Here is a 14,939-nt window from a genome sequence, read left to right on the forward strand (position 1 = left end):
CCGGAACAAGGCCGGGGGCGGCCTCCGGGGTAGGCCGGAACAAGGCCGGGGGCGGCCTCGGGGTTGCCTTGGAGGAATTCGGCGGCCGGCTTCGAGGGTTCGGGGTCGGCTTCGGGGTGCCTCGGGGGTGGTTCGGCGACCGGCTTCGGGCTTTTCCGCCCGGCCGGCACTTCCCGGGCGCCGGGAAGACACGCCTGGCACGGTGTCCGACCAGTGCTGTGACCGGACAGGTTCGCCGGTCGCCGTCGTGACCGCCAGGGCCGCTAGGAGGAGGTGACTGCGGCTGCCGCCCGAGGGGAGGCGGCCATCCGCAGGCCGACCTCCACCAGGGTCCAGCCGAGTCGGGTACGAACGTCCCGGGGGCGCCGGGCCGCTGCGGCGAGGCGGTATGCGTCGGCTTCGGCACGGAGTTCGACGGCGCGGGTGTGGTGCAGGGCGAGATGGGTCTCGGGGTGCATCAGGCGGCCTCTCAGTCCGTGTGGACGGGGATGACGTGCGTGTGGACGCGCACCTGCTCGGTGCCCGGGGTGCCGTCGTCGGGGGCCAGCGCGCGGTAGCTCTCCACGAGCTCGTGCATCTTGTGGATGAGTTCGAGGGCGAGCTCGGGCGTGAGGCTGAGCGTCCAGTCGCTCATGTCCGACGAGCGGTTCCACGTCTCGGACCAGTCTTCGCGAGTGCCGAGCCAGGTCGCCAGCTCGCGGGTGTGTTGGTTCGCGACCTCGTGCATGTACAGGTCGGCGGCCCCGCGCACCTCGGGGTCGCGGTCCTTGAGCAGCGCCTCGTCGAAGCGCAGGCCCATGTGGATCGCCCTCCACCACCGCTCCCGCCCCTTGCCGTGCTCCGGCGCGTCCTCGACGAAGCCGTGCGCAGCGAGCTGACGGAGGTGGTAGCTGGTGGCACCACTGGACTCGCCCAGCTTCGCCGCCAGTTGTGACGCGGTGGCCGGTCCGCCGCGCCGCAGCGCGTTCAGCAGCCGCATACGCAGCGGATGCGCGAGTCCGCGCAGCGAGCGGGCGTCGAGACTGTGGACTTGCGGATCGTGCGGCTCGGTCATGCGTACAAAGATAGCTATGCAAAGAATTGGTTGCAAGGCTTTCTTTGCAACCGATCCTTCGTAAGCAACTCTCCCTGGGGACCGAAGAGTTCCGTGACCAGCCACAGCCGCGGCGAAGACCGGCGCGGAGGTCTGCGTGCATCGGGCCGCCGCCGAGGGGTAGTCGTGGTCGACGGCGAGTAGGGTCGCTGGGTATGAAGCTTGCCTTCTCCACCCTCGGTGTTCCCGGTCTGCCGCTCGCCGACGTGCTGCGGCTGGCCTCCGCGCACGGCTACCACGGCGTCGAACTGCGCGCCCACCCGGAGGAGCCGGTGCATCCCGGCCTGGAGCCCGCCCAACGGGCCGCCGCGGCCGCCGAGTTCAAGGCGGCCGGGGTCGAGGTCCTGGGGCTCGCCGGGTACGCGCGCGTGGCCGCGCCGGGCGCGGACGAGCCCGTGATCGCGGAGGTGCGCGGGCTCGTCGGCCTCGCCCGTGACCTCGGCGCGCCCTTCGTCCGCGTCTTCCCGGGCGCTTCCGACGACCAGTCCCCCGCCGAGGCGGACGCCGTCGCCGCCCGGCGGCTCGGGACCGCCGCCGAGTACGCCGCCGACCTCGGTGTCCGCATCCTGCTGGAGACCCACGACTCCCATCGCACCGGCGCCGCCGCGATGCGCGTTCTCGGCCTCGTCGGGCACCGGCAGGTGGGCGCGCTGTGGGACGTGATGCACACCTGGCTGGGCGGCGAGCAGCCGCAGGAGACGTACGCGGCGCTCGCGCCGTATCTCGGGTACGTGCAGGTCAAGGACATCGCCTCGGCCGAGGACACCACCCCGCTGGCGCTGGGCGCGGGGGTGCTGCCGCTCGCCGAGTGCGTGGAGGTCCTCTCCCGGCACGGGTGGGACGGCTGGCTGTGCTGGGAGTACGAGAAGCGGTGGTACGAGGACGCCGCGCCGTTGGAGGGGTTGTTGGGGGCGGGGCGGGAGCATCTCGGGCGGTTGCTCAACGAGTCGGCTTGAGGAGTCGGGACAGTCGGTGATCGACGGGTCGGCTTGAGGAGTCGGGGCAGTCGGTGATCGCCCCGTCCGTAATTGACTCGCGGGTCAGCAGGGGTGCGGGCTAGCCTCCGCGCCGTGAATCAGCCCTCAGCGCTTGCCGCACCGCCCGCCGCTCCGTCGGCGTCATGAGTCTCGGCCGGACCTTCCTCGACGTTCGCCCCCTCCGTACCTCCCCTCTCTTCCGGCGGCTGCTGATCGGGCGCACGGTGTCCACGCTCGGCAACTTCATGACCATGGTCACCGTCATGTTCCAGGTGTGGGACATGACCCACAGCGCGGTCTGGAGCGGGGCGGTCGGCCTGGCGCAGGCGCTGCCGATGATCGGCTTCGGTCTGTTCGCCGGGGCCTGGGTCGACCGGGTCGACCGGCGCCGTGTCTACCTCCTCGGCACCATCGGCCAGGCGGCCTGCTCCCTTCTGCTGGCCGTGCAGGGCCTCACCGGGCACGTGCCGGTGGCCGTCGTGCTGGGGCTGGTCGCGGCGCAGTCGTCGTTCGGGGCGGTCGGGGCGCCGGCGGCGGGGGTGTTCGTGCCGCGGCTGCTGCCCAAGGACCAGGTCGCCGCGGGGCTCGCCCTGAACCAGGTCACCGGCCAGGCGATGATGCTGCTCGGTCCGGCCGTCGCCGGTGTGGTGCTCGGGTGGTGGGGCATCGGCGTCTGCTATCTGCTGGACGCCCTCAGCTTCGGTGTGTCCTTCTACGGCGCCTTCGGCCTGCCCGCGCTGCCGCCCGAGGGTGAGAAGTCCCGGCCCGGCCTGCACGGCGTCCTGGACGGCCTGCGCTTCCTGACCGGGCACCGGGTGATGCGCGGCGCGCTGCTGACCGACCTGGCCGCTACCGTGCTGGCGATGCCGGCCAGCCTCTTCCCTCTGGTCAACGCCGAACGCTTCGGCGGTGATCCGCGCACGCTGGGCCTGTTCCTGTCGGCGCTGGCGGTGGGCGGTGTCGCGGCGACCGCCTTCTCCGGCCCGGTCACCCGGCTGGCCCGCCCGGGCCCGGTGATGCTGTGCGCGTCCGCGACCTGGGGCGTGGCCCTCGCCCTGTTCGGGCTGATGACCAACGCCTGGGTGGGCCTCGGCATGCTGGTCCTGGCGGGCGCCGCGGACGCGGTGGCCGTCCTGTCCCGGACGACGATCGTCCAGACCCGCACCCCGGACGCCCTGCTCGGCCGGGTCACGGCCGCCGAGACGATCGTCGGCCAGGCGGGCCCCCACCTCGGCAACCTCCGCGCCGGCGTGGTGGCCGGCTGGGCCTCGGCGGCTACGGCCCTGGTCACGGGCGGCCTGCTGTGTCTGCTCGCGGTGGTGGGGGTCGGCGTGACCACGCCTGAACTGCGGCGCGGTGGCGGGACGGAGGAGTCTGCGGCGAGCGGGGGAACGGCATCGGAGCAGGACTCATCGCCCCCGGCGGCAAAGCCCGGTGACGCCTCGGCATCCCCCGCAACGGGGACGGACGGGTCGCCGACCACGGCTGCGGCCGGGCCGTAAAACCAGCGTGGGCACCTGGGTGCTGCGCCGGCAGCGGCACCGGGGCGCCCGGCGGGCGAGGGCGACGGAGTCCGACGGGGCCGCCGACCACGGCTGCGACCAGGTAACGAAATCGGCGTCAGCACCTGGGTGCTGCGCCGACAACAGCACCGGGGCGCCGGGCGCCACCCCGGCGACGGAGTCCGACCGGTCGCCGACCACCACCGCTGCGGCCGGGCTGTGAAACAGGCGCCGCCTCCCCCGCACGGCGTCGGCGGCGCCGGCGGCGCTGGCGAGGACGGGCGGCGCGTCGGCGAGGACGGGCGGCGTCGGCGGCGTCGGCGTGGACGGGCGGCGGCGTCGGCGAGGACGGGCGGCGTCGGCGGCGTCGGCGTGGACGGGCGGCGTCGGGGCAGCCGAGCCGCCTCGCTCCAGGAAACCGGCCTACGGCTCCGACCGCACCCGCAAACCCACCTCCCCGTCCAGACACCACTCCAGCACCGCCGGCCAGGCCCCGTACCCCGCGTCCAGGTCCAGGTGGGCCGCTCCGGGGAGCAGCTCCGTCGGCAGGCCCAGGGGGTCGCCGTAGGCGGACCGGACGCCTTCCGGGCAGTACGGGTCGTCGTCGCCGGCGACCAGGCGGGTCGGGGTCGGCAGGGTGAGGGCGTCGAGTGGGGGGAGGGCGAATTCGGTGACCTCCGGGTGGTGGGCGAGGACGGAGGCGGAGGGGGGTGCCACCAGGAGGACCCGGTCGACGGTGTCGAGGCCCGGGACGGCCCGGGCGACGGCGTGCAGCCAGAGGATGACGGAGAGGCTGTGGGCGACGACGATCCGCTCGCCCTCACGGGTGGTGAGGTCGTCGAGGTGGTGGGTCAGGCTGTCCAGCCACACATCCAGGACGGGGTCGTCGGGGTCGGGCAGTTGGGGGTAGAGGACGGTGTGGCCCCGCTCGGTCAGACGGTCGGCCAGCCAGTGCTGCCAGTGGTCCTTGGGCCGGTGGTTCTGCCAGCCGTGGAGGATGAGGTAAGAGCGTGTCGTCATGGGCTCGATGATTTCCAAGAGACATCGGCCAGGTCCAGTTAATCTTTACGCGTGGAATCGTTAAGCTCGGCCTTCACCATCGATCTGCGTCGCCTCACCGTCCTGCGCGAGCTGCAGCGCCGGGGCAGTCTGGCGCGGACCGCCGAGGCCCTGCATCTCACCCCCTCGGCGGTCTCCCAGCAACTCGCCGCCCTCGCCCGCGACCTGGGCGTCCCCCTGACCGAGCGCGACGGCAGAGGCGTACGCCTCACCGGCCAGGCCAAGGTTCTGCTCGCGCACGCCGACGTCATCGCCGCACAGTTGGAGCGGGCGCGCGCCGACCTGGCGGCGTACGACGAGGGCGGCCGGGGCACGGTCACCGTCGGCTGCTTCTCCAGCGGCATCCTGGGCCTGCTGCCGGCCGCGCTGCGGGGGCTGCGCGAGCGTTTGCCCCACCTCCGGGTGGACGTCGTGGAAGCGGAACCGCCGGATCTGTTCACCGCGCTGGACGCCGGGCAGGTCGACGTGGCGGTGGCCGTCGACTTCGCGGCGGCGCCGCCGTCCACCGATCGCAGGTACACGCGGGCGGACCTGCTCACCGACGTCATGGACGTCGCCCTCCCGCCCGGCCATCCCCTCGCGGACCGCGCCGAGGTGCCGTTGCGCGAGCTGGCCCGGGAGCCGTGGGTCGTCGGCAACGCCCTCAGTTGCTGTGGGGCGGTGACCCGTTCGGTCTGCGCGGCCGCCGGCTTCACCCCGGAGATCCGGCACGCCGTCAACGACTGGGCCGCGCTGGCCGGCCTGGTAGAGGCAGGTCTGGGCGTCGCCCTGGTCCCCCGTCTGGTCCGCTCCCTCTACGCCCACCGCGACCTGGCCCTGCGCCCGGCCGCCGGCGAGCCGCCGTCGCGGAACGTCTTCGTCGCCGTACGGACGGGGTCGGAGGGGGATCCCGTGCTGGCGGCGGTGCGGGAGGAACTGGAGGTGGCGGCCGCCCGGTCGGGGTGAGGCCGGAATCGAACGTATGCGGCCGCCACGGCGTCGACGGTCCGAAGAAGTCCCCGAAGGGAAGCGGAAGGAAGCGGCCGATGAAAGCTGTGCTGCCGCGAGTCGCGGGGAGGCTGGTGGTGGCGGGCGCGCTCGTGGCGAGCGCCGCCTGCACGTCGTCCGACGGAGGCGAGAGCTCGGCGTCGTGCGCGTATGTGGTCGAGTACGACGGCCGGACGTACGCGGCCCTGGAGCGCCCGGGCTTCACGGTCGGCGAGGCATTGGGGGCGGCCACCGTTCCGCCGTGCGACGACACGCCGAACCAGGACGACGACGGCTCCACGCCGCTGTCGACGACCGCCTACGCGATCGAGGGGAGGGATCCCGGCGAGGCCATCTGGATCAGCGACGCCTCGGCGGACGTCCTGTTCATGGCCGTAGGCCGTCGTCCGTCCTCGTCGCCGTAGCGCCCGGCCTCACACCACCCGCGCCACGAACCGCGCCACCCGCTCCTCCAGCCGTACCCGGCGCTCCGGCCACTCCTCCGCCGTGATCGAGAAGATCGCGGAGTCACGGAGCCGGCCGTCCTCGCCCGGGGCCCAGGAGCGGGACCAGTTGCGCAGGACGCCCTCGAAGTGGGCGCCCACGCTCTCGATGGCCGCGCGGGAGCGGCTGTTGCGGGCGTCCGTCTTCAGATCCACCCGGGACACGCCCCACTCCTCGAAGGCGTGCCGGAAGAGGAGGAACTTGGCCTCGGCGTTCACGCCCGTGCCCTGGGCGGAGCGCGCGAGCCAGGTGAAACCGACCTCGACGGCGTCCAGTTGGCCGTCGTCCCGCCAGGACCGCGGCTCCCAGTACGAGGTGGCGCCGACCGCCCGGCCCGTGGCGAGGGAGATCTGCGCATACGGCGCGAGGCGTCCCGTGGCCGCGCGGGCGAGCTGCGCGTCGACGTAGTCGCCGACCTCGTCGGCCCTCGGCACCCACGTGTACGCGTACGAGCCCCGGTCCTCCTCCGCCGCCACCGCCAGATCGGCCACGTGCCGGTGCTCCAGCGGCTCCAGACGCACCAGCGCGCCCTCGAGAACCGGTCCCTCCAGCTTGATGCTCACCCGACGATGTCCTTCCGCAGCCGCCCGAACGCCTCGTGGAAACCGGGGAAAGTCTTCCGGACGCACCCCGGGTCGTCGAACGAGATTCCGGGGGCGCGCAGGCCGGTCACCGCGAAGGACATGACGATGCGGTGGTCGCCGTAGGACTTGATCTCCGTGTCGCCCTGCGCGAGCGGGCCCGGGTGGATCTCGATCCAGTCGGGGCCCGTCGCCACCTCCACGCCCAGCCGCCGGAGGTTCTCGGCGCAGGCATCCAGGCGGTCGCACTCCTTCACACGCGTGTTGGCCACGTCCTCGATGCGTACGGGGCCGGAGGCGAAGGGGGCGATCGCGGCGAGGGTCGGCATGGTGTCGGAGATGTCCCGCATGTTGACGGTGAGGCCGCGCAGCTCGCCGGTGCCCTTCACCGTCGTACGGTCCGCCCCGACCGTCACCTGCGCGCCCATCCGCCGCAGTACGTCCACGAATCCCAGGTCGCCCTGGAGGGCGCCTTCGCCGAGCCCGGGCACGGTGACCTCGCCGCCCGGCGTCACGGCGGCCGCCGCGAAGAAGTAGCTCGCCGTCGAGGCGTCCGGCTCGATCGCGTACGTCGTCGCCCGGTAGCCGCCCGGCGGGACGACGAAGACGTCGCCCTGCCGGGTGACCTCCACCCCGAACGCCCGCATCATCGCGATCGTGATCTCGACGTACGGCGCCGAGACCAGGTCGGTGACCGTGATGCGCAGGCCCGTGCGGGTCAGTGGGCCGAGCAGGAGCAGGGCGGTCAGGTACTGGGAGGACTGGCCGGCGTCCAGCGCCACCTCCCCGCCCTCGACACCGGCCGCCGTGACGGTCAGCGGGTGATGGCCCTCCGCCTCCTCGTGGCGCAGGTCGACGCCCAGGTCGCGCAGGGCGCGGGTGAGGGGCAGCAGGGGGCGGCGGCGCATCTGGGGGGAGGCGTCGAAGCGGTAGGTGCCGTGGCCGGCGGCGGCGAGGGTGGGCAGGAAGCGGGCGGTGGTGGCGCCGTCGCGGCAGTAGACGTCGGCCTGCGGGACCGCGGGGCCCTGGGGGCGGCCGTCGACCTGCCAGGCGTCCGGGGTCCGCCCGACGCGGTAGCCCAGCCGGGTCAGCCCCTCGGCGAAGCCCTCGGTGTCGTCGGAACGCAAAGGCCGCTGAAGGGTGGTGACCCCGTCGGCGGCCGCCGCCAGGAACAGGGCACGAGCGGTGATGGACTTGGAACCGGGGATGTCGACGAGGGCCATGCCTCTCATGATCCCGTGACGGGCGTGACGGGTGAAGGCGTGTTCACGGGGTGGACGTCGTGTCCACGGGGCGGACGACCGGTCCGGTGGGCAGGCCCTTCCCTTCCCTCCCCGCGTCCCCCGGACGGGCCGCCCTCCCCGCCGGCGCCCACGACGTCAGCGCCACCCCGCCCACCAGCAACGCCGCCGCGCACCAGCGCAGCCCGCTCACCGGCTCGCCCAGGAACAGGGCGGCCGACGACATCCCGAAGACGGGGACGAGGAGGGAGAAGGGGGCCACCGTGGACGCCGGATGGCGGCGCAGGAGCCAGCCCCAGGCGCCGAAGCCGAAGACCGTCGTGACCCAGGCGACGTAGAGGACCGTGCCCGCGCCCTGCCAGTCCAGTTCCCTCAGCGCCGCCAGGTCCCTCGACGGGCCCTCCGTCAGGAGGGAGAGGGCGAGCAGGGGCAGGACCGGGACCGTGCTCACCCACACCATGAAGTTCAGGGCGTCCGGCGGGGACGCCCTGCGGGTGAGGACGTTGGACGCGCCCCAGCAGGCCGCCGCGGCGACGACCAGGGCGAAGGCGCCGAGGGGGCCCGAGGTGCCCTCGTCCACGGCTGCCACGCCGATGCCGACGAGGGCGATCGCCATCCCCGACAGGCGGACCAGGGTGGGGCGTTCGCCGAGGACGACAGCGGCGATGCCCGCCGTGAAGACCGCCTGGATCTGGAGGACCAGGGAGGACAGACCGGCCGGCATCCCCGCGTCCATCCCGACGAACAACAGCCCGAACTTCGCCACCCCCAGCACCAGCCCCACGGCCACGATCCATTTCCAGGCCGCCTTCGGGCGGCCCACGAGGAACACCGCGGGCAGGGCCGCCGCCAGGAAGCGCAGGGCCGAGAAGAGCAGGGGCGGGAAGTGGTCGAGGCCGATCTCGATGACGGTGAAGTTCACGCCCCAGACGGCGGCGACGAGGACGGCGAGGGCACAGTGGGCAGGTCGCATGCGACGAGGATCACTTCCCCAGACCGTGTAGCACCAGCGATGATTGCTGCACGGTTGGATGTAGCACTGCTAAACACAGCGCTCCCGCTGGAGGCACTGCTGCCGAAGGGATCCTCATGCTCGATCTCCAGCGCCTGCGCGCCCTGCACGCCGTCGCCGTCCACGGCACCGTCGGCGGCGCGGCAGCCGCCCTCGGCTACACGCCGTCGGCCGTCTCCCAGCAGATCGCCAAGCTGGAGCGAGAGACCCGGACCGCGCTGCTGGAACGGGAGGGGCGCGGGGTCCGGCTGACCGACGAGGCCCTTCACCTCGCGGCCAGAGCACAGGAGTTGCTCGCCATCGTCGAGCAGGCCGAGACCGAGCTGGAGGAGCGCCGGGGAGTGCCGGCCGGGCGGCTGAGCGTGGCCGCGTTCGCCTCCGCGGCCCGCGGGCTGCTGCCTTCCGTCCTGGCCGACCTCGCCCGCCGGCACCCCGCTCTGGACGCCCGCCTCACCGAGGTCGACCCGCACCTCTCCGTGGACCTGGTCGCCAAGGGCGCCGTCGACCTCGCCGTCGCCCACGACTGGGACATCGCACCGCTGCCGGCCCCGGCGGGCGTGGAGCACGCGGTGATCGGCGACGACCTGTGCGACCTGCTCGTCCCCGAGGAGCATCCCTTCGCGGGGCGGACGGCCGTCCGGCGGGAGGAGCTGGGCGGCGAGCGGTGGATCTGCCAGCCGCCGGGCCGCGTCTGCCACGACTGGCTCGTCCGCACCCTGCGCGCGGCCGGCCACGAACCGGACCTGGTCCACCAGGCCGAGGAGAACCCGACCCTCGTCGCCCTGGTCGCCGCCGGCCTCGGCGTCGCCCTCATCCCGAGGCTCGGACGTGGGCCGTTGCCGCCGGGCGTCGTCGAAGTCCCCCTCGACCCGCTGCCCGTACGCCGCCTGTACGCGCTGTGGCGCACCGGCGCGGCACGGCGGCCGGCGATCGCGGAGGCGGTACGGGTGCTCCAGGAGCAGTGGCCGAAGGTGTCGGCCCACGGGCAGGGAACGGACGGCGGCCACCGGTCGGCCGTGGCCGAAGACGGCCGCCAACCGTCCGTGGCCGAAAGCGACCGCCAACCGTCCATGACCGAAAGCGACCGCCCACGCCGGTGAACGTCAGGCGGGCAGGCGGGGGTTGTCCCACCGTCGGCCGCCTCACCAGCCCCGCCACCCCCTCCCCTCCACCCCCGCATCGACTTCCGGGAATATCCGACGACCGGGAACCCGTCCCGCCCGCCGCCCGTCCAATGCCCAAGCTGTCGGATGAGTCTCCTCGGTGCGGTGTCGGCCCTCGCTGCTGGCTGCGATCGCTGACCACCCTCTCCGCCGTACCGCGGCCGGCAGCATGCCGCCATCGGCGCGCCCCCCTCCAATGCGCCGATGGCGGCCCCTCCGGAGGTACCGTGCGCTTTCCCCTGACCGGCAGACCACGTTCACCGCCCCGGAACTCCTCCGGAAGGAGCGCACATGCCCTCCAGACGTACCGTCCTCGCCGCCACCGCCGGCCTCACCACCACCCTCGCTTCGAGCGGAACCGCCCACGCCCACGCGGACGACCACCGTCTGCGCGCCCTGATCTCCCGCATGAGCCTGGAGGAGAAGGTCGGTCAGGTCTTCGTCAGCCGGGTGTACGGTCACTCGGCGACCGCCCCCGACCAGGCCGACATCGACGCCAACCTCAAGGAGCTGGGCGTGCGGACGGCCGCCGAGCTGATCGCCCGTTACCGGGTCGGCGGGATCATCTACTTCACCTGGGCGCACAACACCCGCGACCCACGCCAGATCGCCGAACTCTCCAACGGCATCCAGCGGGCCTCCCTCCAGCAGCCGCGCGGCCTGCCGGTGCTGATCTCCACCGACCAGGAACACGGCATCGTCGCCCGCGTCGGCAAACCCGTCACCCTGTTCCCCGGTGCCATGGCGATCGGTGCCGGCGGCTCGGGGACCGACGCCCGCGCCCTGGGCCGGATCGCGGGCAGCGAGCTGCGGGCGATGGGCATCCGGCAGGACTACTCCCCCGTCGCCGACGTCAACGTCAACCCGGCCAACCCGGTCATCGGCGTCCGCTCCTTCGGCGCCGACCCGAAGGCGGTGGCCGCGCTGGTCGCGGAGGAGATCCGCGGCTACCGGTCGGCCGGGGTCGCGGCGACCGCCAAGCACTTCCCCGGACACGGCGACACCGCCGTCGACAGCCACTACGGCTTCCCCGTCATCACCCACACCCGTGAGGTGTGGGAGGAGCTGGACGCGGTGCCGTTCCGGGCGGCGATCGCGGCCGGCGCCGACTCGATCATGACCGCGCACATCCTGGTCCCGGCCCTCGACGTCCCCCCCTCTCGGCTCCGCTCGAGCGGGGGGACCCCCATCGGCGATCCGGCCACCCTCTCCCACCCCGTCCTCACCGGCCTGCTGCGCCAACACCTGGGCTACGACGGGGTCGTGGTCACCGACGCCCTCGACATGGCCGGCGTACGCACGAAGTACGGGGACGACCGGGTGCCGGTGCTCGCGCTCAAGGCGGGTGTCGACCAGCTCCTCAACCCGCCGAAGCTGGACGTCGCCTGGAACGCCGTACGGAAGGCCGTCCAGGACGGGGAGCTCACGGAGCGGCGGCTCGACGAGTCGATCCTGCGGATCCTGCGGCTGAAGGCCGGGCTCGGCCTGTTCACCGACCCGTACGCCGACCCGGACGCCGTCGGGCGGACGGTCGGCACGCGCGCCCACCTCGCCACGGCCGACCGGATCGCCGAGCGGACGACGACCCTGCTCGTCAACGAGGGCCCGCTGCTGCCCCTCTCCCCGCGCACGCACGCCAGGATCCTGGTCGTGGGCGCCGACCCGGTCTCCCCCTCGGGCACCACCGGCCCGCCCACCACCGTCCTCGCCACCGCCCTCACCGAGCTGGGCTTCACGGCGACCGCCCTGTCCACGGGCACGGCCCCGTCCGCCGCGACGATCGCCCGGGCCGTGGCGGCGGCGGGCGAGGCCGACGCGGTGGTGGTGGGGACGTACAACATCACCGCCACCAGCCCGCAGCGGACGCTGGTGGAGCACCTGCTGGCCACGGGCCGCCCGGTGGTGGCGGTGGCGATCCGCAACCCGTACGACGTGGCCCACCTCCCCACCGTGAAGGCATACGTGGCGACCTACTCCTGGACGGACGTCGAACTGCGCGCCGCCGCCCGGGTGATCGCGGGCACGGTGGGGCCGCGCGGAACACTGCCGGTCCCCGTGCAGCGGCCGGACGACCCGACGCAGGTGCTGTACCCGATCGGTCACGGCCTGACGTACTAGCCCTACGCCCCCGCCCGGAACCCTCCCCCGCTGAACACGCAAAGCCCCTCGCACGACTGGCGTGCGCCCGACGCCGGGCGCACGCTGGCACAGGGGCAAGTGGGGGATGCGATGCACGACAGGCAGTGGGCGGGAACGGCATGCGCGCTGCTCGCCGTGCTGCTGACGGGATGCCAGTCGTCGGCCTCGGACGGCGCGGAGGGCGAGCGTACGACACCCCGGTCGACGCCGTCCGTCTCGGCGACCGTCCCGGTCACCGGGTTCGGCACGGTGTTCCTCGACATCGACGAGTGCAGTTCCTTCGGCACGACCAGCTTCACCGAGGTGCCCTGCGGCGGCGAACGGGCGGCGGCGCGGGTCGTCGCCCGGCACGGCGGGAAGGCCGGCGAGGGCCCACTGTGCCCCGCGACCACCGACTTCGTCCTGCACATCGACGAGCAGCCGGCCGCGGGCACGGGCCGGATCCCACGGGGCTACGCCTGTATGCGCAACCTCCAGCCCCCGCACCCCGGCGACCCGGGCGCCGGCGGCGGCCCGCGCACGATCGTCGGCGACTGCTTGTACGGCGCGGGCGACGGCCAGGTCCGGGAGACGGCGTGCGACGGCTCGGGCCCGAAGCGGCCGCAGTACAAGGTCGTGAGCGCCGTGGACGCCCGGCCGGAGTGCCCGGCGTCCACAGCCCTCTACGTCCAGCTCGGCGGCGCGCCTCCGGTGGGGTGCGCGCGGCCGGTGTGAGTCACTCCTACGGACGCAGCGCGGGCTCCCGCTCCACGTCCCGGACATCCAGCTTCGCGTCGAACTTCGCCAACGGCTTGGCCTGGGCCACGGCGGAGGACGAGACGCCCGCCCACTCGAGGATCCGAGCCGTGGCCAGCGCCTTCTCGTCGGTGACCAGGCCGGCCACGTTCGCCCCGTGGTTCATCCCGGGCGCCGTGAAGACGTACGAGTCCTTGGCGCCCTTGCCGAGGCGGAACGGCTCCGCGCCCCACGGGTCGTTCTGGCCGTAGACGAAGAGCATGTGGCGGGCGTTGTGCTTGACCCAGGTGTCGATGTCGCGCATGGCGAACGGCTGGAACTTCATCGAGATGTCCCGGGGGACGAAGTTGCGCGGGGGCTGGTAGCCGTAGCGGATGTACTTCTTCTCGATGTGGGGGAAGTGGATCGTCGGCGCGCCCAGCTGGGTGCCCGCCTGGTAGTAGTACGGGGTGTACGGGGACAGGCCCTGGTCGGTGTAGAAGGAGAAGCCGGAGATCGTGTCGATCGAGGTCCAGATCTCGTCGTCGGTCGCGGTCGCCGCGTTCGCCGGGATCGAGTCGCAGTCCGAGAGCAGGCTGTACTGCCAGAAGCCCCAGACGTAGTCGAGGACGACGGCCTCGTAGGCGCGGTCCAGGCTGCCGATGGTGTCGAAGGTGAAGCCCTCCGCCGCCGCGTAGGCCTCGTACTTCTTCTCCAGCGGTTCGCGGCGTACCAGCGCCTCGCGCTGGACCGCGTTCAGCCGGTCGCGGCACTCCTTGGTGCCGACGGTGGCGAAGAAGCGGTCGTAGGCCGAGTCCTCGTTGTTCACCACGTCGTTGGGGGCGACGTAGGCGACCACGCCGTCCATGTCGCGCGGGTAGAAGCGCTCGTAGTACGTGGCCGTCATGCCGCCCTTGGAGCCGCCCGTGGAGATCCAGTTCTCCGGGTAGACCGTCTTCAGAGCCTTGAAGATGCGGTGCTGGTCGCTCGCGGCCTGCCAGACGTCCAGCTTGGACCAGTCGGCGGGGTCGGGGCGGGACGGGGTGAAGAAGCGGTACTCCATGGAGACCTGGTTGCCGTCCACGATCTGGGTGGGCTCACGGCGGCTGGGCGTGGTGGAGACGCCGTAGCCGCTGGTGTAGAAGACCGTCGGGCGGCTGACGTCCTTGTGCAGCACGGTGATCCGCTGCTGGAACGTGCCCTTGGACGGGTGCCGGTGGTCGACCGGCTGGGTGTAGTTCAGGACGAAGTAGCGGTAGCCGGGGTACGGCTTCTCCTGGACCAGGCTCATGCCCGGTATCGCGAGAAGCCGGTCCTTGATGTCCGTGGCCCCCGGCTCCGCGGCGGTCGCCGCACTCGCCGTACTCAACGTGCCTATCAGCACGGTGAGCGCCAGCAGCCATCTGAGCGCCTTGCGCATGCGCGTGCACCCTCCCTGTGAGACAGATGTGCGCCGGAAGCTATCGGAGCAACACCCGTCACACCAGAGGGGATTGGGAATCAGCCCTATGTCGGCGGAACGTCAGAGGAGCATCCAGCCCGAACGGTACGAGCCGCTCCCCACCGAGCCCGTCACCCGCACAGGGCGGTTTCCGGCATAGACCTTCACCGGGACGGAGCTGCGGGTGTGGCTTCGCGCCTTCCGCACGGCATGGTGACCGCGCGCCTGCACGCTGACCGAAATCGTCCGCTTCGTTCCGGGATTCTTCTGGAAGGTGATCGCACAGACGTTGCCGCCGCTCTTGTAGACGTGCACGGTGCCGGTGGAGAACGGCAGCGTCCGCACCTTTCGGCCGGGACAGGACGAGGCCGCGGCCTGGGCGGTGCCCGGTGCCGCGAGCGCGAGCAGTACGGAAGCGATCAGCACGGCCAGGACGGCCGCCGACCGCCGGCGTATCGCACCACTGTCCACAGTCCCGCCCCTCCCGCACTACCGACATCGCCGTACTGGTGTACGGACGCAGGGCGTAGCCCGGATGGTTGCACGC

The 14,939-nt window shown here is 72.8% G+C and carries 15 protein-coding genes; 7 read left to right on the forward strand and 8 right to left on the reverse strand.

The features are described 5' to 3' along the window. Positions 1–263: 263 nt before the first annotated feature. A complete protein-coding gene (locus tag IE263_RS32180) occupies positions 264–458 on the reverse strand; it encodes a hypothetical protein (protein ID WP_189941380.1) in 195 nt (64 codons plus the stop codon). Positions 459–469: 11 nt separating this feature from the next. Further along, positions 470–1,054 (reverse strand): ArsR/SmtB family transcription factor, encoded by a 585-nt coding sequence (locus IE263_RS32185; RefSeq protein WP_189941381.1) that lies wholly within the window; start codon positions 1,052–1,054, stop codon positions 470–472. 194 nt (positions 1,055–1,248) lie between these two features. On the opposite strand from IE263_RS32185, the gene IE263_RS32190 reads away from it, so the two are divergent. Together IE263_RS32190 and IE263_RS32195 are read left to right on the forward strand one after the other, a co-directional pair. Beyond that, on the forward strand, positions 1,249–2,049 hold the full coding sequence (locus IE263_RS32190; protein WP_189941382.1) for a sugar phosphate isomerase/epimerase family protein: 801 nt from the start codon (positions 1,249–1,251) through the stop codon (positions 2,047–2,049). A gap of 164 nt (positions 2,050–2,213) precedes the next feature. Beyond that, entirely contained in the window at positions 2,214–3,572 is a 1,359-nt protein-coding gene (locus IE263_RS32195) for an MFS transporter (RefSeq protein ID WP_189941383.1), read from the forward strand. 423 nt (positions 3,573–3,995) lie between these two features. Here IE263_RS32195 and IE263_RS32200 read toward each other — a convergent pair whose 3' ends face one another. Then, on the reverse strand, positions 3,996–4,592 hold the full coding sequence (locus tag IE263_RS32200; RefSeq protein WP_189941384.1) for an RBBP9/YdeN family alpha/beta hydrolase: 597 nt from the start codon (positions 4,590–4,592) through the stop codon (positions 3,996–3,998). A gap of 51 nt (positions 4,593–4,643) precedes the next feature. Between IE263_RS32200 and IE263_RS32205 the strand changes: the two genes are divergently transcribed. Both IE263_RS32205 and IE263_RS32210 read left to right on the forward strand, forming a co-directional pair. Beyond that, positions 4,644–5,576, forward strand: a complete 933-nt coding sequence (locus IE263_RS32205; RefSeq protein ID WP_189941385.1) for a LysR family transcriptional regulator — start codon at positions 4,644–4,646, stop codon at positions 5,574–5,576. A gap of 80 nt (positions 5,577–5,656) precedes the next feature. After that, entirely contained in the window at positions 5,657–6,022 is a 366-nt protein-coding gene (locus IE263_RS32210) for a DUF6281 family protein (protein WP_189941386.1), read from the forward strand. A 9-nt stretch (positions 6,023–6,031) separates the two neighbouring features. Here IE263_RS32210 and IE263_RS32215 read toward each other — a convergent pair whose 3' ends face one another. Genes IE263_RS32215 through IE263_RS32225 form a run of 3 tightly spaced genes read right to left on the reverse strand, consistent with a single transcriptional unit; the run spans position 6,032 to position 8,896 of the window. After that, positions 6,032–6,664, reverse strand: a complete 633-nt coding sequence (locus IE263_RS32215) for a GNAT family N-acetyltransferase (protein WP_189941387.1) — start codon at positions 6,662–6,664, stop codon at positions 6,032–6,034. Beyond that, positions 6,661–7,905 carry a 3-phosphoshikimate 1-carboxyvinyltransferase gene (gene aroA / locus IE263_RS32220; RefSeq protein ID WP_189941388.1) on the reverse strand — a complete coding sequence of 415 codons (1,245 nt, stop codon included), beginning with the start codon at positions 7,903–7,905 and terminating at the stop codon, positions 6,661–6,663. Before aroA ends, IE263_RS32215 begins: the two co-directional genes overlap by 4 nt. 43 nt (positions 7,906–7,948) lie before the next feature. Next, a complete protein-coding gene (locus IE263_RS32225) occupies positions 7,949–8,896 on the reverse strand; it encodes an EamA family transporter (protein WP_229911288.1) in 948 nt (315 codons plus the stop codon). 116 nt (positions 8,897–9,012) lie between these two features. Here IE263_RS32225 and IE263_RS32230 point away from each other — a divergent pair, with 116 nt between their 5' ends. From IE263_RS32230 to IE263_RS32240, 3 genes are all read left to right on the forward strand, one after another. Next, on the forward strand, positions 9,013–10,035 hold the full coding sequence (locus IE263_RS32230) for a LysR family transcriptional regulator (protein WP_229911289.1): 1,023 nt from the start codon (positions 9,013–9,015) through the stop codon (positions 10,033–10,035). Between the two features lie 354 nt (positions 10,036–10,389). After that, a complete protein-coding gene (locus IE263_RS32235) occupies positions 10,390–12,216 on the forward strand; it encodes a glycoside hydrolase family 3 protein (protein ID WP_189941389.1) in 1,827 nt (608 codons plus the stop codon). Between the two features lie 111 nt (positions 12,217–12,327). After that, complete coding sequence (locus IE263_RS32240) at positions 12,328–12,951, forward strand: hypothetical protein (protein WP_189941390.1); 624 nt, start codon at positions 12,328–12,330, stop codon at positions 12,949–12,951. A 7-nt stretch (positions 12,952–12,958) separates the two neighbouring features. Here IE263_RS32240 and IE263_RS32245 read toward each other — a convergent pair whose 3' ends face one another. Together IE263_RS32245 and IE263_RS32250 are read right to left on the reverse strand one after the other, a co-directional pair. Beyond that, on the reverse strand, positions 12,959–14,371 hold the full coding sequence (locus IE263_RS32245) for a S28 family serine protease (protein ID WP_189941391.1): 1,413 nt from the start codon (positions 14,369–14,371) through the stop codon (positions 12,959–12,961). A 102-nt stretch (positions 14,372–14,473) separates the two neighbouring features. Next, positions 14,474–14,863, reverse strand: a complete 390-nt coding sequence (locus tag IE263_RS32250; protein WP_189941392.1) for a hypothetical protein — start codon at positions 14,861–14,863, stop codon at positions 14,474–14,476. Positions 14,864–14,939: the final 76 nt, after the last annotated feature.

The sequence above is a fragment of the Streptomyces aurantiogriseus genome, from assembly GCF_014649375.1.
Taxonomy (GTDB): Bacteria; Actinomycetota; Actinomycetes; order Streptomycetales; family Streptomycetaceae; genus Streptomyces; species Streptomyces aurantiogriseus.

Excerpts from the sequence above, each read along its gene's own strand:
- IE263_RS32200 (WP_189941384.1), bottom strand. The coding sequence starts at position 4,592 with ATGACGACACGCTCTTACCTCATCCTCCACGGCTGGCAGAACCACCGG.
- IE263_RS32210 (WP_189941386.1), top strand. The coding sequence starts at position 5,657 with ATGAAAGCTGTGCTGCCGCGAGTCGCGGGGAGGCTGGTGGTGGCGGGC.
- IE263_RS32185 (WP_189941381.1), bottom strand. The coding sequence starts at position 1,054 with ATGACCGAGCCGCACGATCCGCAAGTCCACAGTCTCGACGCCCGCTCG.
- IE263_RS32190 (WP_189941382.1), top strand. The coding sequence starts at position 1,249 with ATGAAGCTTGCCTTCTCCACCCTCGGTGTTCCCGGTCTGCCGCTCGCC.
- aroA (WP_189941388.1), bottom strand. The coding sequence starts at position 7,905 with ATGGCCCTCGTCGACATCCCCGGTTCCAAGTCCATCACCGCTCGTGCC.
- IE263_RS32245 (WP_189941391.1), bottom strand. The coding sequence starts at position 14,371 with ATGCGCAAGGCGCTCAGATGGCTGCTGGCGCTCACCGTGCTGATAGGC.
- IE263_RS32225 (WP_229911288.1), bottom strand. The coding sequence starts at position 8,896 with ATGCGACCTGCCCACTGTGCCCTCGCCGTCCTCGTCGCCGCCGTCTGG.
- IE263_RS32180 (WP_189941380.1), bottom strand. The coding sequence starts at position 458 with ATGCACCCCGAGACCCATCTCGCCCTGCACCACACCCGCGCCGTCGAA.
- IE263_RS32235 (WP_189941389.1), top strand. The coding sequence starts at position 10,390 with ATGCCCTCCAGACGTACCGTCCTCGCCGCCACCGCCGGCCTCACCACC.
- IE263_RS32240 (WP_189941390.1), top strand. The coding sequence starts at position 12,328 with ATGCACGACAGGCAGTGGGCGGGAACGGCATGCGCGCTGCTCGCCGTG.
- IE263_RS32195 (WP_189941383.1), top strand. The coding sequence starts at position 2,214 with ATGAGTCTCGGCCGGACCTTCCTCGACGTTCGCCCCCTCCGTACCTCC.
- IE263_RS32230 (WP_229911289.1), top strand. The coding sequence starts at position 9,013 with ATGCTCGATCTCCAGCGCCTGCGCGCCCTGCACGCCGTCGCCGTCCAC.